Below are 24,074 nucleotides of genomic sequence, written 5' to 3'. Positions count from 1 at the left end.
CATCGCATGCGTCCGCAAACTCATCATCTTCGCCAACACAGTCCTCAAACGCCAAACCCCGTGGGCAAAAAGTACCCCGCTGCAAAGCTCTTCCGCTTAATGGTTGCGCTTCTCCCCGCCGGGGAGAAGAGGGAGCCAAGTTGATAGCGTCGTATCCGCGGCGCGAAAACTCTTTACCATCCTGCGACGAAGACGAGCATCGGCCGCCCGGAAACATCACGCCGCCTATCGAAATTCTCGAACAATCCGTTCCACAATTTGTATTTGCGCTCCATCCCCGCCATCCTTATCTCCGGTCAGAATTCAACAGGATGCCGACGATGGAACTGGGGCTTTACACATTCGCCGATGTCAATCCCAATCCTTCCCGCAGCAAGGGAGCGGAAGGGGCCGAGCGGCTGAAACATCTGATCGAGGAGATCGAGCTTGCCGATCAGGTGGGGCTCGACGTCTTCGGGCTCGGCGAACATCATCGGCCGGACTATGCGGCGTCGGCTCCGGCCGTCGCGCTGGCTGCAGCGGCGGTCAAGACGAAAAACATTCGGCTGACCAGCGCCGTCACCGTGCTGTCCTCCGACGATCCGGTGCGCGTTTTCCAGCAGTTCTCGACGCTCGATCTGATTTCCAACGGCCGGGCCGAAATCATGGCGGGGCGCGGCTCGTTCATCGAATCCTTCCCGCTGTTCGGCTATAATCTCGAAGACTACGACCAGCTTTTCGAGGAGAAGCTCGATCTGCTGCTGGCGCTGCGCGAGGGCGAAGTCGTGGAGTGGAAGGGTGAGATGCGTGCGCCGATCAACGGGCGCGGCGTTTATCCCAGGCCACTGCAGGATCCGCTGCCGTTATGGGTTGCCGTCGGCGGCACGCCGCAGTCGGTGGCGCGCGCCGGCGCGCTCGGCCTGCCGGTGGCGCTGGCGATCATTGGGGGCGAGCCGCGCCGATTCGCGCCGCTGTTCGATCTCTACCGCGAGGCAGCACGCCGGGCAGGGCAGGACCAGGCGAAGCTGAAGACCAGCATCAATGTCCACGGCTTCATTGCCGATACGACGGCGGCCGCCGCCGAGCAGTTCTATGGGCCGCAGGCCGAAGTGATGAACCGCATCGGCCGCGAGCGCGGCTGGGGGCCGACGAGCCGGGCGCATTTCGACATGTCGCGCGGTCCGAATGGAGCGCTCTTCGTCGGCGATCCCGAGGTGGTTGCCGAAAAAATCGTCGCCCAGCACGCGCTCTTCAAAAACGACCGCTTCCTGTTGCAGATGGCGATCGGCCTGATGCCGCATGATCAGATCATGCGCGGCATCGAACTCTACGGGACGAAAGTGGCACCGATCGTCAGAAAGGCATTGACTGAAAAGGGCGAAGGGGTGAAAGCCTCAGCTTGAGGCGGCCGCGGCGGCCCTGTGCAGGGGCGGAAGAGACGAATGGTTATCGCAAACGACGACGAACTGGTAAAGCTCAAGGAGATCGGCCGGATCTGCGCCAACGCCATCCAGGTGATGGCGGCGGCGATGGAGCCCGGCATGACGACGCTGGAGCTCGACCGGATCGGCCGCAAGGTGCTCGAGGATGCTGGCGCGCGCTCGGCGCCGGAGTTCTGCTACCAGTTTCCGGGTGCGACCTGCATCAGCATTAACGAGGAAATCGCCCACGGTATTCCCGGTGCGCGCGTCATCCGCGCCGGCGATCTCATCAATATCGACGTCTCGGCTGAGAAGGACGGCTTTTTCGCCGATACCGGCGCTTCCTTCGCGATGCCGCCGGTCAAGCCGAAGATCGACAAGCTCTGCCGTGATGGCAAGCGGGCGCTGTGGGTCGGGCTCAACCAGGTGAAATCCGGTGAGCCGCTGGCAAAGATCGGCACCGCCGTCGGCGCTTTCGCGCAGAAGAACCGCTATACGCTGGTCGCCAATCTGGCGAGCCACGGCGTCGGCCGTTCGCTGCACGAGGAGCCGGCCGAGCTCTCGACCTGGCCGGACCCTTCGGAAAAACGAGTCATGACGGATGGTCTCGTCTTTACGGTGGAGCCTTTCCTGTCGCTCGGCGCGACCTGGGCCGAAGGCGGCGACGATGCGTGGACCCTGTATGCCGATCCGCAGGCGCCGACGGTGCAATATGAACATACGGTGGTCGCGACACGCAACGGGCCGGTGATTCTGACCTTGCCGGATGCGCCGCAGGGGTAGGGTTGGGCCAGGTCGTATGCCCTTAGAAGTTGGCGTCTCCACGGTGCTTCGTCGGAGCGCTCTCCTCTCCTCCCTAATTCCTGTGCTCGTCACAGGAATCCATTCACCGCGCGTCTGCGCGGTGAATGGCTCCGTATGCAGTTGAAGCGGGTCTCCCGTGCCCAAGACTTGGGCGCACTGGATTCCTGTGACGAGCACAGGAATGAGGGAGGGGAGGTAAGCGCACCCGTTTAAGTCACCGAACTTGGTGACTAATCTTCCTCACCCCCGCGTGTCCGGCCTGCCGCCCTGCAGAATGTCCGTAGCCGCGCGTTCCAATATGCCGGCGATGCGGGCGGCTTCGGGTTTTGACCAGGGATAACGCATGCGCAGAGCCGAGCGCAGCAGCATGCGGGCGGCGCGGATGTCGCCGCCATCCTGCATGAAGTCGCCGTCATCACCGTCGTCGGCGCCGTGGCGGTCGGTTTCGAAGACACGCTTCACATAGGCCATCTTCTCGCCGATGCGCTCCAGCTTGGCGAGCGTGTGTAGGATCATATCGCGGTTTTCCTCGACGCGGCGGCGGCCGGTCTCGGTGATGCGATAAAGCTTTTTGGCGCCCTCGGCCTCCACTTCGGCAAGACCGGTTTCCTCAAGATAGGTGAGGGCGGGATAGATGACGCCGGGACTGGGCACGTAGAAGCCGCCGGAACGTTCTTCCAGTAACTTTATCAATTCATAACCGTGGCGCGGCTGCTCGGCGAGCAGCGCCAGGATGACGAGCTGCAGATCGCCGGCGGCGAATTTGCGGCCCATGCGGAGAGCTCCGCCGAACATGCCGCCTTTAAAACCTCTCATGGCTTTTCCTTTCATCTCCAGATGTATCGTTGGCTATGTCGTAAAACATATATCGTAAGATAACAGCTTTCAAGGGAAGCCAAAAATTTTTGAAGTTTCCGGAAATTGATGGATCGATCAGAATTACTCGTTTGCGGGGCAGTTGCTGCGGCGCGATAAGCGCTGCATGCTTTCCCGCGCGCCTCAATCTCCGCCCAATCTCGTTTCCACTGCCGCTGCCGGCGCCATTGCGATGGCTGCGGCCATGGGCTTCGGGCGCTTTTCCTACACGCCGATCCTGCCCGGTATGATGAGCGGCGTGCCGCTTTCGGCGGCGGATGCGGGCTTGATCGCCTCGGCAAATTTCGTCGGTTATCTCGTCGGTGCGGTGCTTGCCGCCTATGGCTGGGCGGCAGGGCGCGAACGGCTAGTGGCGCTGCTGGCGCTGCTTGCCACCGCAATCCTACTCGCCGCGATGGCCGCCACTGATTCCGTCGCGGTCTTTGCCGTCATCCGCTTTCTCGCCGGCCTTGCCAGCGCCTTTGCGATGGTTTTCACCTCGTCGATCGTGCTCAGCCACGGGGCGGCTGCTGGCAATGATCACGTGCAGGCGGCGCATTTCGGCGGCCCGGGGGCAGGCATTGCGCTTTCCTCGGTGATGGTGCTGCTGATAGGGCTCGGCTTTCACGATGGGCCGGACGGCTGGCGCGCCGACTGGATCGGCGGGGCGCTCTATTGCGCGGCGAGCCTCGTCGTCGTCTTCCTGCTTTTGCCGTCGGCGCCGGCGCAATCGGCGCAAGCGGGCAAGGAACCAGCGCTGATCTGGAGCCGGCCGATGGTGCTGGTCACGCTGTCCTACGGCCTGTTCGGCTTCGGCTACGTCATTACAGCGACGTTCCTCGTCACTATCGCCCGCCTGTCGGCTACGGGACCCTTCGTCGAATTCCTCTGCTGGTTCATCGCCGGACTGACGGCGGCGGTGGCGCTGTTTGCCTGGAAGCCGCTGGTCAGGCCGCTCGGGCTTGGCGGCGTCTATGTCGCGGCACTTCTGATCGAAGCCGCCGGCGTGCTCGCGACCGTGATGCTGCCGCCCTCTGCCGCACCGCTGATTGGCGGCGCGCTGTTCGGGGCAACGTTCCTGGCGATCACCGCTTACGGGCTGCAGATCGGCCGCAAGCTTTCCCCCGAGAGCCCACGGAGGATCCTGGCGATGATGACGGCTGCCTTCGGTGTCGGCCAAATCGTCGGGCCGATCGTTGCCGGCTGGATCGCCGAACGCTCTGGCAATTTCACCGCCCCAACGGTGATCGCCGCAGCCGCGCTCATCGTCTGCGCGGGGCTGGTGATGCCGGTCATCAAGAAGATCGCCTAACCGGTTACATCTACGTAACAATCGGCTGAACCCATTGCTGCTTCCTTCGAACTGCCTTAGTTTCCGGCAAAATCAGTGTTCCACGACACTCCCGAGACTCACAGTTCAGGAAAGCCAAGCTCCCCGTGTTTCATTCCTTTTTTCCGCAGCCAAAGGCGTTCTTCACTTCGCTCGTCGTTTGGACCCTGATTTCCATCGCCGGCTGGTATCTCTTTGCCGCTCATCTCGGTGTATCGCTCGGCTACGGGCCTGTTCCGGAAGAGCAGCAACCGATCGATCTTTCGTTCTTCCTGCTGCCCGAAAATCTCTGGTTCTACAGCTATTTCTTTCTTTCGGCGGTCATCTTCTGTGGCGCCTGGCATCTAAAGGCGCTGCGTCACCCTTGGAAGCTGTGGTCGATCTGGGGTTCGGCACTCATTATCTTCGTGACCTATTTTGGCGTCCAGATCAGTGTTGTGATCAACAACTGGCGCCGCCCGTTCGGCGACCTTCTGCAGAACGCGTTATCGAAGCAGCCGGGCATAACCGTCGATAATTTCTACAGCCTGATGTGGATCTTCTGTCAGATCGCGTTCCTCAGCATGTTCGTATCGATCATGACGGACTTCTTCACCAGCCATTACATCTTCCGTTGGCGCACGGCGATGAACAACTTCTACATGTCGAAGTGGGAAAAGCTGCGCCACATTGAAGGCGCCTCGCAGCGCGTGCAAGAAGATACGATGCGCTTTTCGAGCACACTCGAAGGTCTTGGCATCAGCCTGATCAACTCGGTGATGACGCTGGTCGTGTTCCTTCCGATCCTATTGGCGCTGTCGCATTATGTGACGGAACTGCCATTCATCGGCCCGCTAGCGAATTCGCTCTTCTGGCTGGCGCTCTTCTGGTCGGCGTTCGGCACGCTGCTGCTGGCGATTGCCGGCGTCAAGCTGCCGGGGCTGAACTTCCGCAATCAGCGTGTCGAGGCGGCTTATCGCAAGGAACTGGTTTATGGCGAGGACCACGCGGAGAGGGCCCAGCCGCCGACCGTCCGCGAGCTCTTCGGCAACGTTCGTCGCAACTACTACCGCATGTATTTCCATTACATGTATTTCAACGTCGCCCGCTATTTCTACATCCAGGCCGACGCGCTCTTCGTGGTCTTCATGCTGGTGCCGACGATCGTGGCGGGCACGATCACCTACGGTATCTTCCAGCAGATCTCGACCGCCTTCGGCCAGGTCAGCAACTCGTTCCAGTATCTCGTCAATTCCTGGACGACGATCATCGAGCTGCTTTCCATCCACAAGCGCCTGAAGGCCTTCGAGGCGGCAATCGACGACGAGCCGCTGCCGGAGATCGATCAGCGTTACCTGGAGCGTGAGGCGGGCGCCGTACACGCTGATGGTTGATGGGGCAGGCTGCCCTGAGAACGGTTAGCTATTCGGAGAAAAAAGGCGTCGGTTTGGCGTGTGGCCCCCTCATCCGCCTGCCGGCACCTTCTCCCCGCTGGGGAGAAGAGACAAGCGGCGGCGTCTTATTTTCCCTTCTCCGCAGCGGGGAGAAGTTGGCCCGAAGGGTCGGATGAGGGGGCTACCGGCACCCCGTCTCAAGTTGTCAAAGCCCCGACGTCTGTTGCAGTTTGCCGCGGGCCTCGATCATTGGGATGGCTTCCGAATAGCTGATGCAGGCGACGTCGGTGCGGTGGCAGACGTCGCTGACCAGGCGGTTGAGGGCGCGCCAGTAGGCGCCGCCGTTCATTTCGACGAAGTGGAAGCCGAGCTGGAGGGGGATGCGGTTGCCGGCATATTGTTTGTCGAAAGCCTCCTTGAAGGCTGAATAGGCGCGCTCCTCGAAGGCAGCGCTGTCCACTCTGTCTTCTTCACCCTTGGAATGGCGGACGAAGAGATTGTAGTCCATGCCGATGATCGGTTTTTCGCTCGGGCCTTCGGGGATCAAGGGCAGACCGAAGCGGATGATGCCGTCTTCCTCGACCGGCATGGCCGGGCCCTTGGTGACGAGGCTCGCATCATAGCTGAAGCCTGCCTTCTTTTCGGCGGCGATCATGTCGGCGCCGGCCGTTGCCGAGAGGTAGGGCGCGCGAAAGCCGTTGATGCCGTGATCGACCAGATCCTGCCAGCCGGCCGGCTCGTCGAGGCCGACGCTCTTCCAGGCGTTTTTCAATGTTGCGTGGAAGGTGGCGTATTCTGCCGACCAGTCGGCCTCGCTCCAGAGGCGGCCGTCGAAATGGCCGCAGGCATGGCTCGATATGTCGTGGCCTTCGAGATGGGCGTGCCAGATATTGCCGAGGCGTTCGCGGATCTCGTCGTCGCTCTGGGCGAAGCCGACATTGGATTTTCCGCGTTTCTGGTGCGGCGCCTGATAGGCCTTCTTCGCCGCCTCATTCATCAGGAAGGTGCAGGAGAGGAAATAGGTGAAGTGGGCGCCGTTCTTGGCTGCCATCTCGCGGCTTTTCAGCCACAGCGCATTGTCGTGGGCGCCGTCGAACGAGATGATGACCAGCTGTTTCGGCCGGTCGGCCGCCTCCGCCATGAGGGGAAGAAGGAAGGAGGCAGCCAGACAAGCGGAGAGGAGAGGACGAGACATGGACACCGCGACAATTTGTTCGCGGTTTCCCTCCGATAGAATTGCGGCGAAGCTGCGGTCTTACTGGCATTTTTTCCCGCCAGCCGATAAGTCATGACAAACGGCACGGAAGGGACGTACAATGACTTTGCTTATCGTCGGCATCATACTTTTCCTCGGGGTGCATCTGGTGCGGGTGGTTGCCCCAGACTTCCGCCGTTCGATGATCGCAAGCCTCGGCGAAAAGGGATGGCGGGCGGCTTATTCCGTCGCGAGCCTCGCTACGCTGATCCTGCTGATCTACGGTTTCGGGCAGGCGCGCGAAGTGACCGGCATGCTCTACAATCCGCCGGTCTGGATGGCGCATATCACCATTACGCTGATGCTGATCGCAATGATCTGTCTCGTTGCCTCGCTGCTGCCGGCGGGGCATATTGCCACCAAGACCAAACATCCGATGGTGCTGTCGGTGAAGATCTGGGCGCTGGCACATCTGCTCGCCAATGGCGAAACGTCGTCGGTGCTGCTGTTTGCGGCCTTCCTCGCCTGGGGCGTCATCATGCGCATTTCGCTGAAAAGACGGCAGCGGGCGGGCGAGATCGTGCTCCGGCCGTTCGTCGCGGCCAAATATGATCTCTATGCGATTGTCATCGGCATCGTCGTCTGGGCGCTGATCATCTGGAAGCTGCACGAATGGCTGATCGGCGTTTCGCCGCTCGTCATGTAACGAATCTTTCATATCCCCCTTACAACGGCGGCAAAATGGGGTAGAAGGCCCGACAATGTGCGTCTTGCACAACGTATGGGTATTTCCGCGGCCGGAGACGAGAATGGCATTCAACGACGACAGCTTCATCCGTGAAGTCAATGAGGAACTGCGGTCCGACCAGATGAAGGGCGTCTGGCGCCGCTTCGGCCGCTATATCATCGTCGTCGCCATCCTGATCGTTGTCGGCACGGCCGGCAAGGTTCTCTACGAATATTGGGACGACAACCGCTCGTCCGGCGCCGGCGACCAGTTCCTGGCGGCGATGAAGCTTGCCGACGAGAACAAGAACGACGAGGCGCTGGCCGCCCTCGACAAGCTGGAGAAGGAAGGCCATGGCGCCTATCCGGTGCTGGCGCGCATGCGGGCCGCAACCGTCCAGGCACAGAAGGGCGACGCTGCTGCTGCGATCGCCGCTTTCAACGAGATCGGCAAGGACAATGGCGTTCCGGCGGCCGTGCGCGATGCCGCGAAAATGCGGGCCGGCTGGCTGCTGATCGAAAACGGCTCCTACGAGCAGGTTTCGGCCGCGATCGAGGAAATGGCAGTGCCCGGCAATGCCTTCCGCCATTCGGCGCGCGAAGCGCTCGGCCTTGCTTCCTATAAGGCCGGGAACATGGCGCAGGCGCGGCAATGGTTCCAGTCGATCGTCGACGATACCGACAGCCCGCGCAACGTTTCCAATCGCGCCCATATGATGCTTGATCTCATTACCGCATCCGGCAAGGCGCCCGCCGCGCAGGGCTGAGTTTTAAGGAAAAAGAATGAGTTTCACGGTCGCGATCGTCGGTCGTCCGAATGTCGGCAAGTCGACGCTTTTCAACCGCCTGGTGGGTAAGAAGCTGGCGCTCGTCGACGACACGCCTGGCGTGACCCGCGACCGCCGGCCGGGCGATGCACGGCTGATGGGCCTGACCTTTACCATTATCGACACGGCCGGCCTGGAAGAGGCCGACGAGGAAAGCCTGCAGGGCCGGATGCGTGCCCAGACGGAAGCGGCGATCGACGAGGCCGATCTTTCGCTCTTCGTCGTCGACGCCAAGAATGGGCTGACGCCTGTCGATACCGCCCTTGCGGAAATGCTGCGCCGGCGCGGCAAGCCGGTAGTGCTCGTCGCCAATAAATCCGAGGCGCGCGGCTCCGACAGCGGCTTCTACGACGCCTATACGCTGGGCCTCGGCGAACCGACGCCGATTTCAGCCGAACACGGGGAGGGCATGCTCGATCTGCGCGACGCGATCGTCGAGGCGATCGGCAAGGACCGAGCCTATGCCAAGGAGGATGTCGCCGTCACCAACGTCGATATTTCCGAGGCCGCGGGTGAAGGCGAGGATGAGGACGAAGAGCCCGTCTATGACGACACCAAGCCGCTCCGGGTGGCGATCGTCGGTCGTCCGAATGCCGGCAAGTCGACGTTGATCAACCGCTTCCTCGGCGAGGACCGGCTTTTGACCGGGCCGGAGGCGGGTATCACCCGCGATTCCATCTCGGTCGAATGGGACTGGCGCGGCCGCACCATCAAGATGTTCGACACGGCAGGCATGCGGCGCAAGGCGCGGGTCACCGAGAAGCTGGAGAAGCTCTCCGTTGCCGACGCGCTGCGCGCCATCCGTTTTGCCGAAACCGTCGTCATCGTCTTCGACGCGACGATCCCTTTCGAGAAGCAGGATCTGCAGATCGTCGATCTCGTGCTGCGTGAAGGCCGCGCGGCTGTGCTTGCCTTCAACAAGTGGGACATGATCGAAGACCGGCAGGCGGTGCTTGCCGATCTCCGCGAAAAGACCGACCGGCTGCTGCCGCAGGCGCGCGGCATTCGCGCCGTGCCGATCTCCGGCCAGACCGGCTGGGGGCTCGACAAGCTGATGCAGTCGATCATCGACACCGACAGGGTCTGGAACAAGCGCATCTCGACGGCGCGGCTGAACCGCTGGCTGGAGACGCAGCAGATCCAGCATCCGCCACCAGCCGTGTCCGGCCGCCGGATCAAGCTGAAATACATGACGCAGGTCAAGGCCCGCCCGCCGGCCTTCATGATCTCTTGCACCCGCTCCGACGCGCTGCCGGAATCCTATACGCGTTATCTGATCAACGGGTTGCGCGCCGATTTCGACATGCCGAGCGTGCCGATCCGTATTCATTTCCGTTCAGCCGATAACCCGTTCGAAGGCAAGAAGAGGCGGACGTAGGGGTTCTTGGGGCCGCTGGTGCGTGGGGCACCCCCCCTCTGCCCTGCCGGGCATCTCCCCCACAAGGAGGGAGATCGACTCGTGGTTGGAATCTCTCCAAACAATTGATGTCTGGAACGAGCGGGTGCGCCCGGCCGGTCTCCGCATGTGTGGGGGAGTTGCCCGGCAGGGCAGAGGGGGGTGCCGCGGGCGCGACCGTGCAATCCCGATCGTCTAGCTAGGCCACGCTGTTGTTCAATGCTTCGCGCAGCGCCACGATCTCGGCCTGTAGCCGGGTGAGGTCGACCGCGTCGCGGCCGCTGGCAGCGACGATGCAGCCGGGGATGCCGACTGCTTTTTCCTTGAGGCGCTTGCCTTCCTCCGTCAGCCGAAGCACGACGACGCGTTCGTCTTCCCGGCTGCGTTCGCGTCTGACATAGCCGGTGCTTTCCAGGCGCTTTAGCAGAGGGGTCAATGTGCTCGATTCCAGGAAAAGCCTTTCCCCCAGGCTGCCGACACTCTGGCCGTCCTTTTCCCATAGCGCGACCATGGCCAGATATTGCGGATAGCTGAGGCCGAGTGCATCGAGAAGCGGCTTGTAAACGCGGTTCAAGGCATGGCTTGCCGTATAGACGGCGAAGCAGATGAAATCGTTGAGCTTCAGCTGATCCTGCATGGTCACCTCCAGAACTGAACAAATTTATATCGTGCGATAAATAATCGCAAGCGTGTTTTCTGCACGGCAGGCATGCCAAAATTTAAGTTGTCCTATAAATAATCGTGCGCGATATAAATCGAGTTCAGAACGAACATCAAACCGAGAGGACAAGACAATGTCGACCATCAAAACCGCCGTCTCCGCAGTGGCACTCCTGGCAGCCTCCGCCGCTGGCGCGCTTGCCGATCCGGTGCTGGAGCCGACAACGCAGACATTCATCGACGGCCTTGCCGGTGGTAAGCCGATCTACACGCTGTCGCCGGCCGATGCCCGCAATGTTCTGGCCGGGGCCCAGAAGGGCGACGTCAAGAAGCTTGCCGCGCAGGAAGAGGACAGGGTCATCAAGGCGGGCCCGACAGGTAGCATCAAGCTGCGCATCGTCCGCCCGGAACATGCCAAGGACACGCTGCCGGTCATCCTCTATTTCCATGGCGGCGGCTGGGTGCTGGGTGATGCGGATACGCATGACCGGCTGGTGCGCGAAATCGCCAATGGCGCTAATGCCGCCGTCGTCTTCGTCGATTACGAACTCGCCCCGGAAGCCCGCTATCCTGTCGCCATCGAGCAGGCCTATGCCGCGACCAAATATGTCGCCGAGCATGCCAAGGAATTCAATGTCGACGCCAGCAGGCTCGCGGTCGCAGGTGACAGTGTCGGCGGCAACATGGCGGCGGTGGTAACGCTGCTTGCCAAGGAACGCGGCGGTCCTGCCATCGACCAGCAAGTGCTGTTCTATCCTGTTACCGACGCCAATTTCGACAATGGCTCCTACAATGAGTTCGCCGATGGGCCGTGGCTGACCAAGGAAGCAATGAAGTGGTTCTGGAACGCCTACCTGCCTGATGAGGCCAAGCGCAAGGAGCCGACGGCTTCGCCGCTGCAGGCATCGCTGGAGCAGTTGAACGGCCTGCCGCCGGCGCTCGTCATCGTCGACGAAAATGACGTGCTGCGCGACGAGGGCGAAGCCTATGCCCGCAAGCTCAGCCAGGCCGGCGTTCGCGTCACGTCGATGCGTTACAACGGCACGATCCACGACTTTGTGCTGCTGAACGCTATCGCCGAAACACCTGCTGCGCGCAGCGCGATCGCCGTCGCGAACGACACGCTTCGCAACGCTTTGCATAAGTAAGGGCGATCAGTCTGCGGAGGGGAGAGGCCCGGCGGTTTCGCCGGGCTTTCTGCCTCTTGGCAGCGACTTGGCAAATTGCCAGGCCTTCTTCCATTTCGGCGTGATGACGCCATTGGCGGCGCGAATATTGTTGATGAATTGCGTCGTCGCCGCTTCCCAGGAATATTGCATGGCAAGCTCACGCGCCTTGGTTCGCGACGCGGAGAGGGCGGCAAGGCAGGCGACCTGGAGGTCCCGGTCGAGCGCGCCGACCTCCCTGTCTTCGCCGATGATATCAAGCGGACCGGTGACGGGATAGGCTGCGACCGGCACACCCGATGCCAGTGCTTCGAGGATGGTATTGCCGAAGGTGTCGGTGAGCGAGGGAAAGACAAAGACGTCGGCCTGGGCATAGGCTTTCGCCAGATCCTCGCCGAATTTCACACCGGTAAAGCGCACGTCTGGATATCGCTGTTCCAGCTCGGCGCGTGCCGGGCCATCGCCGACGACGACCTTCGAACCTGGCAGGTCGAGATCGAGAAAGGCCGGCAGGTTCTTTTCCAACGCGACGCGGCCGACCGTCATGAAGATCGGACGAGGAAGGCCGAATGGCTGGTCCTCGAGCGGCATGGGGTGGAATTGCGTGGCGTCGATGCCCCGGGTCCAGGGCATCAAGTTTTTGATGCCGCGGGCCGACAGTTCGCGAGCAAGGCTCGGCGTCGCGACCATGCACCCGGCGCCGCCATTGTGGAACCAGCGTACGAAGGCATAAAGCCAACTCTGGGGAATTGGCAGGCGAGCGGAAACATATTCGGGAAAGCGCGTGTGATAGCTGGTCGAGAAGGGCATGCGCTTGCGCAGGCACCAGCGGCGGGCGGTGAGCCCCAGCGGCCCTTCGGTGGCAATATGCACGTAGGAGGGATTGTGTTTTTCGATCTCGCGGGCGATGCGGCGATAATTGGCAATCGACAGGCGGATCTCGGGATAGGTCGGGCACGGGATGCTGTGGAAACGCTCGGGGGTCACCATCGAAACCGCTACGCCCATCTTGGCCAGTTCGCGATTGGTGTTCTCGATCGAGCGCACGACGCCGTTGACCTGCGGGTGCCAGGCGTCGGTGACGATCACCAGTCGTTCCGGGAGGTTGCCGGCGGCTGCGGCATTGGCCCAGCTCTCGTCGCTATGAGTGTTTGCCGGACGTTGCAGCATGTCACGATTTCCATCCGCGTTGCATCGATATGCCAACGCTCAACCCCAAAGCGGGGTTCCGGAACGGCGATTCCCGCTTGCCTATTTTGAGGCATGACCATGATGGAAATATTACAGCCGCATGCCAGCGTTTGCGGGGCGTTCAGCGGCTCGATCGCCGCGAATATGTCAGCGGCCGATCGTGATCTTCATGCGGAAGGACGGCGCCGGTCGTGGACCGGCGCCGCTTGGGAGGTTAGGCGGCTGCGGAAGCCGAACCGGCGAGCGGAACTTCCGAAATCGTCTTCAGAACCTGCGAAGCGATCTGGTAGGGGCAGCCCTGCGAGTTCGGGCGGCGATCTTCCAGATAGCCCTTATAGTCGTTCTTGACGAAGGAGTGCGGGACGCGGATCGAGGCGCCACGGTCGGCAACGCCGTAGGAGAACTTGTTCCACGGAGCCGTCTCGTGCTTGCCGGTTAGGCGCTTGTCGTTGTCAGGACCGTAGACCGAGATGTGGTCCATCAGGTTCTTGTCGAACTGCGCCATCAGCGCTTCGAAATATTCCTTGCCGCCGACTTCGCGCATGAACTTGGTCGAGAAGTTGCAATGCATGCCCGAACCGTTCCAGTCGGTGTCGCCGAGCGGCTTGCAGTGATACTCGATGTCGATGCCGTACTTTTCGGTCAGGCGCTGCAGGAGATAGCGCGCCATCCAGATCTGGTCGGCTGCGCGCTTGGAGCCTTTGCCGAAAATCTGGAATTCCCACTGGCCCTTGGCCACTTCGGCATTGATGCCTTCGTGGTTGATGCCGGCGGCGAGGCAGAGGTCGAGATGTTCTTCGACGATTTCGCGGGCGACGTCGCCGACGTTAGAATAACCGACGCCGGTGTAATACGGGCCCTGCGGAGCCGGATAGCCCTGCTCGGGGAAGCCGAGCGGACGGCCGTTCTGGTAGAAGAAATATTCCTGCTCGAAGCCGAACCAGGCATCTTCGTCGTCAAGGATGGTGGCGCGAGCGTTGCTCGCGTGCGGCGTGACGCCATCCGGCATCATGACTTCGCACATCACGAGCACGCCATTGGTGCGGGCCGGGTCGGGATAGATGGCGACCGGCTTCAGCACGCAATCGGAGCTGCGGCCTTCGGCCTGCATGGTCGACGAACCGTCGAAGCCCCAGAGCGGAAGCTGTTCCAGCGTCGGGAATACGTCGAATTCCTTGATCTGCGTCTTGCCACGCAGGTTCGGTACCGGAGTGTACCCATCGAGCCAAATATACTCGAGCTTATATTTTGTCATCGTGACTCTCTCAATGCGACGAAGGTGAGCAAATCCGGAGACGATCTCGGCGCGCAAGCGCATCCGACCGCCAGGGGATATACCTATTGAAGCATGTAGCGTGCCAGTTTCGCCCTGGGGGAAAGAAAAAATCGCAAACCGGCCGCCCCGACATATATTTTTCCTTTGCCCAAACAGCATTTTTTTGACGGCCGCAGCCCTTATCGGCAGGAAGAAAGCGGATTTTTCGCTGTGGAACCAGATGAAAATTTCGGCGTTAGCCTGAAGTGATGACATGTTGAACAAATAGGCGGACGCCCACGACGGGTTCAGCATATTGATCAATCATAATATTAGAGTGCATATATTTTGTGCAATTTGCATAAACTATGTGCATCATGCTATGGTCGTGATCTTGAATGTCGATGCGCCGAATTGAATGGAGGCGATCTCATGCCCACCGGTTTCCATCGTGAATCCGCAACGATTTATCAGTTTCCCGTCAAGCCGACGCGGACCGCCAACCGGTTTGAACGCGCCCGGCTGATGGAACGCGAGGCAGCTGACGTCTGCGACGCGGCACTCGATAGTTGCTGGTACCATGACGAGGCGGTTCGCGAGTCCGATCGGCCGACGAAGTCCTGATTTTTCATCCCCTCAAGGGGGCCAAAATATCGACCTGGCGCGAGAGCGATTCCGCGCGCAGGCCTACAGTTGGCATGCGCGGGCTCAGCCGCCGTTCAATCCAAGTTTTTCCTTTGCCACCAAAGCGCCGTGTTCGCTGACGACGCGGGCTGCAACGCCTGCGGCAAAGCCGGCGGCTGCGGTTGCTTCCCCGGTTTCAAGATAGTGTGCGAGGAAGGCGCCGTTAAAACTGTCGCCGGCACTGGTGGTATCGATTACCGTCTCCACCTTTACCGCCGGGACGAAGGTCTCATCGCCGGAAAAATTCAATCTGACGCCGTCCGCGCCATTCTTGACAACAATGTTGGCGGCGCCGAGCGCGTGATAGCGGTGGATCGTCGCGTCGATGGAATCGTCGCCGAAATGGGCGGCCTCGTCGTCGAAGCTCGGCATGACCAGCACCGAGGAGCGGGCGCCCTCGCTGATCGTCGCGTGCATGATGTCATAACTCGACCAGAGGCGGGGACGGATGTTCGGGTCGAACACCACGAGCTTGCCGGCGGCCTTGGCGCGGCGGATTTCGGCGAGCAGCGTCGTGGCATCCTCCTGCGGCAGGATGGCAAGGGTGATGCCGGAGAAATAGACGACATCGGCGCTTTCGACCGCCTCACGCAGTTGGTCGGGATCGGCGGCCAGGCTGCGGGCGGCCGAACTGTCGCGCCAGTAGCTGAAGGAGCGCTCGCCGTTCTTCAGATTGATCATGTAAAGGCCGGGCGTCTTGCCCTTGATGCGGCGGATGAGGCTGGTGCCGATGCCTGCCTTGTCGATGAAGGCCGCCATCTCATCCGACATGGCGTCGTCGCCGAGCGCCGTGAAATAATCGACCGACCAGTCGGGGCCAAGGCAGGCGCGGGCATACCAGGCGGTGTTGAAAGTATCGCCGGCGAAACCTTTGCGCAGCAGGCCGTCACCTGCCTGCGACAGCTCCACCATGCATTCACCGATCGATAGAAACCGTCTGCTCACCTTGTCCTCCCGGCATTGCTCTTCATCGCTGATACGCGGAGCCGGGCGGAGTGACAAGCGTTGATCTCGCGGCACACGAAAAGCCCGCCTTTGCGAGCTAAAGCGCCCCGCATCGAAATTGATTCATGCGACGCGCTTTAGCTCTTTGTTTTTATGCATGTCGTTATCCCGGAACCGCGGTACATTTCCGGGCGACATACATTAGGCGAAGGCGGGCGCTGGCTAAGCCCGTTTATTCGTGGATGGTGTAGCTGCCCATTTGGCAAAGATCCTGCGTATCTTCGGTGGCGGCGAGGTTTGAGCCTTCCTCGAACTCGAAGCGCATGTCGTATTTGCAGACGGTGCGGCCATCGGCGATGGTGATGTCGATGCTTTCCCCCGGATTGAGAACGCCGTCGCCGAAGACGTCTTCTTCCCAGTTGTCGACTCCGGTCGGCGCGCTGTAGAAGCGTTCCAGGACCGAATTCGTTCCGTTGGTGAGCTTGAACTTCAAATCTTCGGCACGCGCCGAAACGGCGGAGGCAGCGATAATCGCGGCGGCAACCGCGATCAATCCTGATAGTTTCGATTTCATATATGCGTTCCCCAGCCCATGATTGGGCGGAAAACGGATACCATGTGCTCAGATAAATCTTTCTTATCGGGGACTTTAGAACCCAAAATAAGTCCGCTTTTCCGAGCGCTTCATCCTGACGTTGTGTGGCCGCTCAAGGCCTGTCCATATGATAGCAGGCGGCCTTCTGCCCGGGGCGGACTTCCTCGGTCGGCGGCATTTCGGTGCGGCAGATATCGGTCGCCTTCCAACAGCGCGGCGAGAAGACACAGCCTTTCGGCGGGTTGAGTGGCGAGGGCGGATCGCCCTGCAGGCGGATGCGGGTGCGCAGGCGCGCGAGCTTCGGATCGGGGATGGGTGCTGCGGAAAACAGCGCCTGCGTATAAGGATGAGCCGGATGATCGAAGACGGTGGCGCAGTCACCGGCCTCCACTACTCTGCCGAGATAAAGCACCAGCACGTCGTCGGAGATCAGGCGCACGACGGAAAGGTCGTGGCTGATGAAGATCAGCGTCAGGCCGAATTCCTTGCGCAGCTTACGCAGAAGCGTGATCACCTGGCCCTGGATCGAGACGTCGAGGGCCGACACCGGCTCGTCGCAGATGATCAGCTTCGGTTTGGTGACGACGGCACGGGCGATGCCGATGCGTTGCGCCTGGCCGCCGGAAAATTCGTGCGGATAGCGGTTGATCATCTCCGGCACCAGGCCGACGGCAGTCATGATCTCGCGGACGCGTTCGGTTCGCTCTGCCTTCGAAAGCTTCGGCTCGAAGACGGTAAGCGGCTCGGCGATGATGTCGCCGACCGTCATGCGCGGGTCGAGCGAGGCGATCGGATCCTGGAAGATGATCTGCATGTCGCGGCGGGCGGCGCGCATTTCCTCGTCCGAGAGGTCGAGAAGATTGCGGCCCTGCCAGAGGATGCGGCCCTTCTGCGATTTCAAGAGCCGCAAGATGGAGCGGCCGAGCGTGGACTTGCCACAGCCGGATTCACCGACGACGCCAAGGGTGCGGCCTTCGGCGAGATCGAAGCTGACATTGTTGACGGCGGTCAGGAAGATCGGCGGCTTGAACAGGCCCTTTGCCGGCAATTCGAATTGGGTCGTCAGGTTTTCGACCCTCAGAAGCGATCGGTCAGCCATGGTTCAGCAGTTCCTCACGACGCGGGAAGGGGTGGTAACAGGCGGCGCAGTGGCGCGGCGCCAGGATTTCGAGCGGCGGCGGACGGTCGATGCAATCATCCTGGACCTGCGAACAGCGCGGCGAGAAATTGCAACCCTTCGGCAGGTGCTGCAGGTTCGGCGGACGCCCGGGGATGACGACGAGGTCGTCGACATCCTGGTCGGGGCGCGGGATCGAGGCATGCAGCGCCGCCGTATAGGGATGGGCCGGGTTGTCGAAGAGTTCGTCGACCGGCGCCTCCTCGACGATGCGGCCGGCATACATGACGGCGACGCGATCGGCGAGGCCGGCGACGACGCCAAGATCATGAGTGATCATGATCAGCGCCGTGTTCATCTCCGCCGTCAGGTCGTTGAAGAGATCGAGGATCTGCGCCTGGATGGTGACGTCGAGCGCCGTCGTCGGCTCATCGGCGATCAGGAGCTTCGGCTTGGTGAGTAGCGCCATGGCGATGACGATGCGCTGGCGCATGCCGCCGGAGAGTTCGTGGGGATACAGGTGGAAGCGCCGCGTCGGGTCGGGGATGCCGACCCGCTTCAGCATGTCGAGGGCTGCCGCGGAGGCGGCGCGCGCCGTCAGGCCGCGGTGAACCTCGAGCTGTTCCGTCAGCTGCCTGGAGATCTTGAGGGATGGGTTCAAGGCGGTCATCGGGTCCTGGAAGACCATGGCCATGTCCTTGCCGCGGATCTGATCGAGCTCGCGCGGCTTCAGCGAAAGCACGTCCTTGCCCTCCAGCAATGCCTGCCCCGTCGTCCTGCCATTCTTGGCGAGCAGGCCCATGATGCCGAGGAATGTCTGGCTCTTGCCGGAGCCGGACTCACCGACGATAGCGATGCGTTCGCCGCGCCGGACGGTGAGGTTCATGTTCGAGACTGCCTTCACCTCGCCGTCAGGCGTCTTGAAGGTGATCGAATAGTCCTTGAGTTCGAGAAGAACGTCTTTTTGTGTTTCGTGGGCCATTCTTTAGCGATCCTTCGGGTCGAACGCGTCGCGCAGGCCGTCGCCGATGAACAGCAGGCTGAGCAGCAACGCCACGAGGAAGCTGGCCGGGAAGATCAAGAGCCAGGGCATGCTTTCCATGGCATCTGTTCCCTCGGCGATCAGCGTGCCGAGCGAGGTCAGCGGTTCCTGCACGCCGAAGCCGAGATAGGACAGGAAGCTCTCGGTGGCGATGATTTCAGGCACCGTCAGCGCCGCGAAGATCACCACCGGTCCGACGAGGTTCGGGATGATGTGCTTGACGATGATCTTGAACGGCCGTTGCCCGGATGCGCGGGCCGCCTCGATGAATTCGCGATGTTTGATCGACAGCGTCTGGCCGCGCACGATGCGGGCCATCGTCAGCCATTCCAGCGCCCCGATCGCGGCAAAGAGCAGGTAGACGTTGCGGCCGAAGATCACCATCAGTAGGATGACGAAGAGGATGTAGGGCAGGGCATACATGATGTCGACGAAGCGCATCATGATCGCATCCAGCCTGCCGCCGATATAGCCCGACACCGCGCCGTAGAGCACGCCGATGACGACCGAGACGACGGTTGCCGTCAGCGCCACGGCGAGCGAGACACGGGTTCCATAGAGGACGCGGGCGAGAAGATCGCGGCCATTCGGGTCGGTGCCGAAATAATGGCCTGTCTCGATCGACGGCGGGATGCGGAAGGCCGCCCAATCCGGATCCTCATAATTGAAGGGAATGAACCAGGGGCCGAGGAAGGCTGCGAGGATCAAGAGCGTCAGGACGGCAATCGACAGGACGGCGGCCTTGTTGCGCCCGAGACGACGCAACGCATCCTTGGTCAGAGAGCGGCCTTCGGGTGCGAGGCCGTCCGCCTCCAGAAGCTCCTGGGCCAGCAGCTCGCGTTTTGCGGGATTGAGGATCATCGGTTTCTCACTTTCGGGTCCAGCCAGGCATAGGCGATGTCGACCAGAAGGTTCAGGAACACGATCAGCACCATGTAGAAGATGACTGTGCCCAGAACCATGCCGTAATCGCGGTTCAGCGCCGCGTTGACGAAATAGCGGCCGATGCCGGGCAATCCGAAGATGCTTTCGACAACCAGCGAGCCGGTGAGAAGGTAGCTTGCCGCCGGACCCAGATAGGAGACGACAGGCATCAGGGCGGGCTTCAGCGCATGGCGCATCACCGTCAGGCGCGGGCCGATGCCCTTGGCCTTGGCGGTGCGGATGAAGTTCTGGTTCATCACCTCGATCATCGAGCCGCGGGTGATGCGCGAGATGCGGCCGGCATGCGGCAGGGCCAGAACGACGATCGGCAGGATCAGGTACTTGATCGAGCCGTCACCCCAGCCGCCGACCGGAAACCAGGCGAGGTGGATGCCGAAAATCAGCTGCAGGATCGGCGCGATCAGGAAGTTCGGCAGCACGACGCCGACCAGGATGAGGGCGCCCAGAATATAGTCCGGCGCCTTGTTCTGGTAGAGCGCGCCAAGACAGCCGACGGCGACGCCGACGATGATGGCGATCAGGAAGGCAGCCGTACCGATGGTGAAGGTATAGGGCAGACCGATCATGATCTGCTGGGCGACGGTGAAATCCTCGCTCGCAAAGGAGGGGCCGAGATCGCCGCGCAGCAGGTCGCCGACATAGATCAGGTACTGCTGGATCAGCGGCTTGTCGAGGTTGTAGTGGACGGCAAGATTTTTCAGGATCACCGGCGGCAATGGCCTTTCGCCATCGAACGGGCCGCCGGGGGCAAGGCGCAAAACGAAAAAGCAGGCTGTGACGGCGATCCACAGAACGGGGATCGTCGATAGCAGGCGACGGAGGGCGTATTTGATCATGATCGTGGGCCGGTCCTTCCCGCAATGCGCGGGAAGGACCGTTTTCCCTTACTCTTTCATCGACAGCCAGCGGGTGCGGTGGATGTCTTGAATGTTATCGACGAAACCTTCGATCTTCGGTGAGACGACGTTCTTCGAAACATAATAGTAGATCGGCAGGGCGGCGGAATCATCCAGCGCCAGTTGCTCGGCCTTCTTAAAGATCGCCGCGCGCTTGGTGAGATCCGTCTCGGCGTTGCCGTCCTTGATCATCTTGTCGTATTCAGGATTGGACCAGCGGCCGTAGTTCATCTGGACGCCTGTGACCAGAAGGTTCAGGAAGTTGTCCGGATCGTTGTAGTCGGCGAGCCAGCCGGCACGGCCGATCTGTACTTCCCCGCGCTGCAACTGGTCGTAGTGCACCTTGGTCTCGGCATTGACGAGTTCGACATTGACGCCAAGCGGCTTCCACATCGAGGCAATCGCGACGGCGATGCGTTTATGGTTGTCGTTGGTGTTGTACTTGAGCTGGGCGGTCAGCGGATGATCCGGGCCGAAACCGGCTTCCTTCAGCAGCTTCTTGGCCTCTTCGACCTTGTCCTTATAGGGAAGATCCTTCCAGGAGACGTAGGCCGGCTCGCCGTAGTTTGCCGTGCCCGGCGGAACCCAGGAATAGGCCGGCAGTTCGCCGGTGCCGAGAATCTGCGGGCCGATGACTTCGCGGTTGATCGCCATGGAGAGAGCCTGGCGCACGCGCTTGTCGGCGAAAGGCGGCTTGGTCGAATTGATGACGTAATAGTAGAGACCGGAGAAGGGCGCGACATGCGCCTGGCCCGGCAGGTTCTTCTTCATCCATTCGTACTGGTCGGTCGGGAAGTCGGTGAGGATATCAAATTCGCCGGCACGGTAGCGTTTCAGCGCGGCTTCCTGGTCCTCGAGCACGAAGAATTTCGCGCCGTCGATCTTCAAGTCCTTGGTGCCGTACCACTGGTCGTTCTTGACCGTGGTGACATGCGAGCCCGGAACCCATTCGACCGGCTTGTAAGGACCGTTGGTAACGATGTTTCCGATCTTGACCCAATCCTGGCCCTTCGCCTCCACGACGTGCTTGGGCAGCGGATAGGCGGTGTAATGCATCAGGGCATTGAGGAAATAGGGGGTCGGATTTTCAAGGGTGATCTCCAGCGTCTTGTCGTCGATCGCCTTGACGCCGAGCTGGTTGAGGTCGGTGATCTCGCCCTTGTTGATCTTTTCGGCATTCTTGATGGTGAACTGCAGATAGGCATAATCGGCGGCGTTCTTCGGGTCGACGAGGCGCTGGAAGGCGAAGACGAAGTCTCCTGCCGTTACCGGCTGGCCATCGGACCATTTGATGCCGTCGCGAAGCTTGAAAGTATAGACCTTGCCGTCAGGCGAAATCGTCCAGCTCTCAGCTTGGCCGGGGACCGGATTGTCCTTGGCGTCTTCGGTGACGAGGCCTTCGAAAATGTCGCCGGCGATACGATTCTCCCAGTCGCCGGAGAGTTTCTGCGGATCGAGCGATTGCGGGTCGCCACCATTGTGAATGTTGAGCGTCGCCGCATGGGCTGAAAACGCCAGCAATGTGCCAAGCATTGCGGAGGCGAGAAATTTTTTCGCGAATTGGTTCATGGTGGGTCCACCTTCCTAGGCTTTGCGCCTTTATTAGACATTTGTTCCCGGTGTTTGACCTCTTACGTGCAGGTCAGTGCGCACCTTATCGCAAAGGAATCGCGTTGCAACCCCAAATCCGGAAGCTGGAAAGGGGTTGTGGACAAGCCTATATACGTCTCCCCCTTGTCGGATCGCGACGACGTGTCGCGACGTCAGCAGCTCTTTCATAACGGCTTGATGTGGTTGTCTTTTGTTTGTTCCGCTTTAGTGTGGCGAGCGCAAACAAGCGGGAGATGTAGCCGATGGCATTACAGACGGGCGGGAATGCGGATTGGTGGCGCGGCGCGGTGATCTATCAGGTCTATCCGCGCTCGTTTCAGGACACGAACAGCGACGGGCTCGGCGATCTCAAGGGCATCACCCGCCGGCTGCCGCATATCGCCAGTCTCGGTGTCGACGCGATCTGGCTTTCGCCCTTCTTCAAGTCGCCGATGGCCGACATGGGTTACGACGTTTCCGATTATTGCGACGTCGATCCGATCTTCGGCACGCTTGATGATTTCGATGAGATGATGGCCGAGGCGCACAGGCTCGGCATCAAGGTCGTCATCGACCAGGTGATCTCACATACATCGGACCGGCATCCCTGGTTCGTCGAGAGCCGATCCAGCCGAACCAACCCCAAGGCGGACTGGTATGTCTGGGCCGATCCGAAGCCGGATGGCACGGCGCCGAACAACTGGCTGTCGATCTTCGGAGGGCCGGGCTGGGAGTGGGACGGCGTGCGCCGGCAATATTATCAGCACAATTTCCTGACCTCGCAGCCGGACCTCAATTTCCACAGCAAGGCGGTTCAGGATGCGGTGCTGGAGACGGTGAAGTTCTGGCTCGACCGCGGCGTCGACGGCTTCCGGCTGGACACGGTGAACTATTATTTCTGCGACACGCAGCTCAGAAGCAATCCGCCCCACGAGCCCGATGAGAATGATGCGGGCCTCGATGCGCCCGACAGCAATCCCTACGGCATGCAGAACCACCTCTATGATAAGACGCAGCCGGAAAACGTCGATTTCCTCAAACGCTTCCGGGTGCTTCTCGACCAATACGAAGATCGCACGACAGTCGGTGAGGTCGGCGACGGGGCGCGTTCGCTGAAGACGGTGGCCGCCTATACGAGCGGCGGCGACAAGCTTCATATGTGCTACACGTTCGACCTGCTGGGGCCGGATTTCGCCGCCGAGCATATTCGCGGCTGCGTCGAAGCCTTCCAGAAGTCGGTGACCGATGGCTGGGTCTGCTGGGCTTTCTCAAACCATGACGTCATGCGCCATGTCAGCCGTTTTGCGCTGACGGAAGAAGAGCGGCCCGTCATCGCCAAACTGGCGATCTCGGTGCTCTCGGCGCTGCGCGGCTCGATCTGCCTCTATCAGGGCGAGGAGCTCGGGTTGCCGGAGGCGGAGCTTGCCTTCGAAGATCTGCGTGATCCCTACGGCATCCGCTTCTGGCCGGCCTTCAAGGGCCGCGATGGATGCCGCACGCCGATGCCCTGGGAGGCGGGCAAGGCGCATGCGGGCTTCACCTCGGCTGAAAAGAGCTGGCTGCCGGTGCCTTACGAGCAGGCAGCACTTTCCGTGGACACCCAGGAGCAAAGCGGCAGCTCGGTGCTCAATCACTACCGCAAGACGCTCGCATTCCGGAAGCGGCACCCGGCGCTGCTCGACGGCGGGATGACGTTCATCGACACCAACCAGGACCTGCTCGTCTTCACCCGCGAAAAGAACGGAGAAAAACTGCTCTTTGTTTTCAACTTAACCCGCGAGCCGGCGGAGTTCCGGCTGCCTGAGGGCGTGGTCCTCGGCGAGCCGCTTGAGATGCCAGGGTTCGAGGCGGTGGCTGGCACGGGGTCGGTGAAGCTTGCAGCGCTCGAGGGATTTTGCGCGCGAATTTGAGGGCTATTTTAAAAGTTTGTCGTAATCCGCGTGGGAGCCGACCCAAAACCAGATGACATCGTCTCCGTCCCTGACGGCCAAAGCTCTCCAGGACGTGCCTATGCGTGCCGACCAGAAGCGGCCGACGCGCTTGAAATGCAGAGATGGATGTCTGGGATCTCGTTGAGCAGAT

Annotated in this window: 23 protein-coding genes and 1 pseudogene; 11 read left to right on the top strand and 13 right to left on the bottom strand. The window is 61.1% G+C overall.

Annotated elements, in window-relative coordinates; translation table 11 throughout:
• The 3 genes and pseudogenes from RLEG4DRAFT_RS64485 to map all read left to right on the top strand — a co-directional run.
• Positions 1 to 100 (top strand): annotated as a pseudogene (locus tag RLEG4DRAFT_RS64485) (IS110 family transposase); the annotation flags it as partial.
• A gap of 220 nt (positions 101 to 320) precedes the next feature.
• Positions 321 to 1,382, top strand: a complete 1,062-nt coding sequence (locus RLEG4DRAFT_RS26075; protein WP_003581274.1) for an LLM class flavin-dependent oxidoreductase — start codon at positions 321 to 323, stop codon at positions 1,380 to 1,382.
• A 39-nt stretch (positions 1,383 to 1,421) separates the two neighbouring features.
• Positions 1,422 to 2,183 carry a type I methionyl aminopeptidase gene (gene map / locus RLEG4DRAFT_RS26070; RefSeq protein WP_003581272.1) on the top strand — a complete coding sequence of 254 codons (762 nt, stop codon included), beginning with the start codon at positions 1,422 to 1,424 and terminating at the stop codon, positions 2,181 to 2,183.
• A 261-nt stretch (positions 2,184 to 2,444) separates the two neighbouring features.
• Here map and RLEG4DRAFT_RS26065 read toward each other — a convergent pair whose 3' ends face one another.
• A complete protein-coding gene (locus tag RLEG4DRAFT_RS26065; RefSeq protein WP_003581271.1) occupies positions 2,445 to 3,020 on the bottom strand; it encodes a PadR family transcriptional regulator in 576 nt (191 codons plus the stop codon).
• Positions 3,021 to 3,186: 166 nt separating this feature from the next.
• Between RLEG4DRAFT_RS26065 and RLEG4DRAFT_RS26060 the strand changes: the two genes are divergently transcribed.
• Together RLEG4DRAFT_RS26060 and sbmA are read left to right on the top strand one after the other, a co-directional pair.
• Positions 3,187 to 4,371, top strand: coding sequence for a YbfB/YjiJ family MFS transporter (locus RLEG4DRAFT_RS26060; RefSeq protein ID WP_037094171.1), 1,185 nt, complete (start codon positions 3,187 to 3,189; stop codon positions 4,369 to 4,371).
• A gap of 125 nt (positions 4,372 to 4,496) precedes the next feature.
• Positions 4,497 to 5,762 carry a peptide antibiotic transporter SbmA gene (gene sbmA, locus RLEG4DRAFT_RS26055; RefSeq protein ID WP_003581269.1) on the top strand — a complete coding sequence of 422 codons (1,266 nt, stop codon included), beginning with the start codon at positions 4,497 to 4,499 and terminating at the stop codon, positions 5,760 to 5,762.
• Positions 5,763 to 5,967: 205 nt separating this feature from the next.
• Here the strand turns inward: sbmA and RLEG4DRAFT_RS26050 are convergent, their stop codons facing one another.
• Positions 5,968 to 6,957: a hypothetical protein gene (locus RLEG4DRAFT_RS26050; protein WP_003581268.1), complete on the bottom strand. Its 990-nt coding sequence runs from the start codon at positions 6,955 to 6,957 to the stop codon at positions 5,968 to 5,970.
• Positions 6,958 to 7,078: 121 nt separating this feature from the next.
• On the opposite strand from RLEG4DRAFT_RS26050, the gene RLEG4DRAFT_RS26045 reads away from it, so the two are divergent.
• From RLEG4DRAFT_RS26045 to der, 3 genes are all read left to right on the top strand, one after another.
• Complete coding sequence (locus tag RLEG4DRAFT_RS26045; RefSeq protein ID WP_003581267.1) at positions 7,079 to 7,663, top strand: NnrU family protein; 585 nt, start codon at positions 7,079 to 7,081, stop codon at positions 7,661 to 7,663.
• A gap of 103 nt (positions 7,664 to 7,766) precedes the next feature.
• Positions 7,767 to 8,450 (top strand): tetratricopeptide repeat protein, encoded by a 684-nt coding sequence (locus tag RLEG4DRAFT_RS26040; protein ID WP_003581266.1) that lies wholly within the window; start codon positions 7,767 to 7,769, stop codon positions 8,448 to 8,450.
• Positions 8,451 to 8,466: 16 nt separating this feature from the next.
• On the top strand, positions 8,467 to 9,888 hold the full coding sequence (gene der / locus RLEG4DRAFT_RS26035; RefSeq protein ID WP_003581264.1) for a ribosome biogenesis GTPase Der: 1,422 nt from the start codon (positions 8,467 to 8,469) through the stop codon (positions 9,886 to 9,888).
• Between the two features lie 217 nt (positions 9,889 to 10,105).
• Here der and RLEG4DRAFT_RS26030 read toward each other — a convergent pair whose 3' ends face one another.
• Positions 10,106 to 10,543 (bottom strand): MarR family winged helix-turn-helix transcriptional regulator, encoded by a 438-nt coding sequence (locus tag RLEG4DRAFT_RS26030; RefSeq protein WP_003581262.1) that lies wholly within the window; start codon positions 10,541 to 10,543, stop codon positions 10,106 to 10,108.
• A gap of 157 nt (positions 10,544 to 10,700) precedes the next feature.
• Here RLEG4DRAFT_RS26030 and RLEG4DRAFT_RS26025 point away from each other — a divergent pair, with 157 nt between their 5' ends.
• A complete protein-coding gene (locus RLEG4DRAFT_RS26025; RefSeq protein ID WP_003581261.1) occupies positions 10,701 to 11,714 on the top strand; it encodes an alpha/beta hydrolase in 1,014 nt (337 codons plus the stop codon).
• A gap of 6 nt (positions 11,715 to 11,720) precedes the next feature.
• Here RLEG4DRAFT_RS26025 and RLEG4DRAFT_RS26020 read toward each other — a convergent pair whose 3' ends face one another.
• Complete coding sequence (locus tag RLEG4DRAFT_RS26020; protein ID WP_003581260.1) at positions 11,721 to 12,902, bottom strand: glycosyltransferase family 4 protein; 1,182 nt, start codon at positions 12,900 to 12,902, stop codon at positions 11,721 to 11,723.
• Positions 12,903 to 13,137: 235 nt separating this feature from the next.
• Positions 13,138 to 14,178 carry a glutamine synthetase beta-grasp domain-containing protein gene (locus RLEG4DRAFT_RS26015; protein ID WP_003581259.1) on the bottom strand — a complete coding sequence of 347 codons (1,041 nt, stop codon included), beginning with the start codon at positions 14,176 to 14,178 and terminating at the stop codon, positions 13,138 to 13,140.
• A 432-nt stretch (positions 14,179 to 14,610) separates the two neighbouring features.
• Here RLEG4DRAFT_RS26015 and gstI point away from each other — a divergent pair, with 432 nt between their 5' ends.
• Positions 14,611 to 14,802, top strand: a complete 192-nt coding sequence (gene gstI, locus RLEG4DRAFT_RS26010) for a glutamine synthetase translation inhibitor GstI (RefSeq protein ID WP_003581258.1) — start codon at positions 14,611 to 14,613, stop codon at positions 14,800 to 14,802.
• Positions 14,803 to 14,886: 84 nt separating this feature from the next.
• On the opposite strand, the gene RLEG4DRAFT_RS26005 is transcribed toward gstI, so the two are convergent.
• From RLEG4DRAFT_RS26005 to RLEG4DRAFT_RS25975, 7 genes are all read right to left on the bottom strand, one after another.
• Entirely contained in the window at positions 14,887 to 15,807 is a 921-nt protein-coding gene (locus tag RLEG4DRAFT_RS26005) for a sugar kinase (protein ID WP_003581256.1), read from the bottom strand.
• Positions 15,808 to 16,039: 232 nt separating this feature from the next.
• Entirely contained in the window at positions 16,040 to 16,381 is a 342-nt protein-coding gene (locus tag RLEG4DRAFT_RS26000) for a hypothetical protein (protein ID WP_003581255.1), read from the bottom strand.
• A 133-nt stretch (positions 16,382 to 16,514) separates the two neighbouring features.
• A complete protein-coding gene (locus RLEG4DRAFT_RS25995) occupies positions 16,515 to 17,501 on the bottom strand; it encodes an ABC transporter ATP-binding protein (protein ID WP_003581253.1) in 987 nt (328 codons plus the stop codon).
• Entirely contained in the window at positions 17,494 to 18,501 is a 1,008-nt protein-coding gene (locus RLEG4DRAFT_RS25990; protein WP_003581252.1) for an ABC transporter ATP-binding protein, read from the bottom strand. Before RLEG4DRAFT_RS25990 ends, RLEG4DRAFT_RS25995 begins: the two co-directional genes overlap by 8 nt.
• A 3-nt stretch (positions 18,502 to 18,504) precedes the next feature.
• A complete protein-coding gene (locus RLEG4DRAFT_RS25985; RefSeq protein WP_003581250.1) occupies positions 18,505 to 19,422 on the bottom strand; it encodes an ABC transporter permease in 918 nt (305 codons plus the stop codon).
• Positions 19,419 to 20,342: an ABC transporter permease subunit gene (locus tag RLEG4DRAFT_RS25980; RefSeq protein WP_003565604.1), complete on the bottom strand. Its 924-nt coding sequence runs from the start codon at positions 20,340 to 20,342 to the stop codon at positions 19,419 to 19,421. Before RLEG4DRAFT_RS25980 ends, RLEG4DRAFT_RS25985 begins: the two co-directional genes overlap by 4 nt.
• A 48-nt stretch (positions 20,343 to 20,390) precedes the next feature.
• Positions 20,391 to 21,971 (bottom strand): peptide ABC transporter substrate-binding protein, encoded by a 1,581-nt coding sequence (locus tag RLEG4DRAFT_RS25975; RefSeq protein WP_003581249.1) that lies wholly within the window; start codon positions 21,969 to 21,971, stop codon positions 20,391 to 20,393.
• A gap of 284 nt (positions 21,972 to 22,255) precedes the next feature.
• On the opposite strand from RLEG4DRAFT_RS25975, the gene RLEG4DRAFT_RS25970 reads away from it, so the two are divergent.
• Positions 22,256 to 23,902 carry an alpha-glucosidase family protein gene (locus RLEG4DRAFT_RS25970; RefSeq protein WP_003581246.1) on the top strand — a complete coding sequence of 549 codons (1,647 nt, stop codon included), beginning with the start codon at positions 22,256 to 22,258 and terminating at the stop codon, positions 23,900 to 23,902.
• A 3-nt stretch (positions 23,903 to 23,905) separates the two neighbouring features.
• Here RLEG4DRAFT_RS25970 and RLEG4DRAFT_RS64480 read toward each other — a convergent pair whose 3' ends face one another.
• On the bottom strand, positions 23,906 to 24,043 hold the full coding sequence (locus tag RLEG4DRAFT_RS64480; RefSeq protein ID WP_432416828.1) for a hypothetical protein: 138 nt from the start codon (positions 24,041 to 24,043) through the stop codon (positions 23,906 to 23,908).
• Positions 24,044 to 24,074: the final 31 nt, after the last annotated feature.

This window comes from Rhizobium leguminosarum bv. trifolii WSM2297 (genome assembly GCF_000271845.1).
The sequence above is the reverse complement of the archived record's forward strand: the minus strand, read 5'-3'. Positions and strand labels throughout refer to the sequence as shown.

Excerpts from the sequence above, each read along its gene's own strand:
- RLEG4DRAFT_RS26075 (WP_003581274.1), top strand. The coding sequence starts at position 321 with ATGGAACTGGGGCTTTACACATTCGCCGATGTCAATCCCAATCCTTCC.
- map (WP_003581272.1), top strand. The coding sequence starts at position 1,422 with ATGGTTATCGCAAACGACGACGAACTGGTAAAGCTCAAGGAGATCGGC.
- RLEG4DRAFT_RS26065 (WP_003581271.1), bottom strand. The coding sequence starts at position 3,020 with ATGAGAGGTTTTAAAGGCGGCATGTTCGGCGGAGCTCTCCGCATGGGC.
- RLEG4DRAFT_RS26060 (WP_037094171.1), top strand. The coding sequence starts at position 3,187 with ATGCTTTCCCGCGCGCCTCAATCTCCGCCCAATCTCGTTTCCACTGCC.
- RLEG4DRAFT_RS26050 (WP_003581268.1), bottom strand. The coding sequence starts at position 6,957 with ATGTCTCGTCCTCTCCTCTCCGCTTGTCTGGCTGCCTCCTTCCTTCTT.
- RLEG4DRAFT_RS26045 (WP_003581267.1), top strand. The coding sequence starts at position 7,079 with ATGACTTTGCTTATCGTCGGCATCATACTTTTCCTCGGGGTGCATCTG.
- RLEG4DRAFT_RS26040 (WP_003581266.1), top strand. The coding sequence starts at position 7,767 with ATGGCATTCAACGACGACAGCTTCATCCGTGAAGTCAATGAGGAACTG.
- der (WP_003581264.1), top strand. The coding sequence starts at position 8,467 with ATGAGTTTCACGGTCGCGATCGTCGGTCGTCCGAATGTCGGCAAGTCG.
- RLEG4DRAFT_RS26030 (WP_003581262.1), bottom strand. The coding sequence starts at position 10,543 with ATGCAGGATCAGCTGAAGCTCAACGATTTCATCTGCTTCGCCGTCTAT.
- RLEG4DRAFT_RS26025 (WP_003581261.1), top strand. The coding sequence starts at position 10,701 with ATGTCGACCATCAAAACCGCCGTCTCCGCAGTGGCACTCCTGGCAGCC.
- RLEG4DRAFT_RS26020 (WP_003581260.1), bottom strand. The coding sequence starts at position 12,902 with ATGCTGCAACGTCCGGCAAACACTCATAGCGACGAGAGCTGGGCCAAT.
- RLEG4DRAFT_RS26015 (WP_003581259.1), bottom strand. The coding sequence starts at position 14,178 with ATGACAAAATATAAGCTCGAGTATATTTGGCTCGATGGGTACACTCCG.
- gstI (WP_003581258.1), top strand. The coding sequence starts at position 14,611 with ATGCCCACCGGTTTCCATCGTGAATCCGCAACGATTTATCAGTTTCCC.
- RLEG4DRAFT_RS26000 (WP_003581255.1), bottom strand. The coding sequence starts at position 16,381 with ATGAAATCGAAACTATCAGGATTGATCGCGGTTGCCGCCGCGATTATC.
- RLEG4DRAFT_RS25995 (WP_003581253.1), bottom strand. The coding sequence starts at position 17,501 with ATGGCTGACCGATCGCTTCTGAGGGTCGAAAACCTGACGACCCAATTC.
- RLEG4DRAFT_RS25990 (WP_003581252.1), bottom strand. The coding sequence starts at position 18,501 with ATGGCCCACGAAACACAAAAAGACGTTCTTCTCGAACTCAAGGACTAT.
- RLEG4DRAFT_RS25985 (WP_003581250.1), bottom strand. The coding sequence starts at position 19,422 with ATGATCCTCAATCCCGCAAAACGCGAGCTGCTGGCCCAGGAGCTTCTG.
- RLEG4DRAFT_RS25980 (WP_003565604.1), bottom strand. The coding sequence starts at position 20,342 with ATGATCAAATACGCCCTCCGTCGCCTGCTATCGACGATCCCCGTTCTG.
- RLEG4DRAFT_RS25975 (WP_003581249.1), bottom strand. The coding sequence starts at position 21,971 with ATGAACCAATTCGCGAAAAAATTTCTCGCCTCCGCAATGCTTGGCACA.
- RLEG4DRAFT_RS25970 (WP_003581246.1), top strand. The coding sequence starts at position 22,256 with ATGGCATTACAGACGGGCGGGAATGCGGATTGGTGGCGCGGCGCGGTG.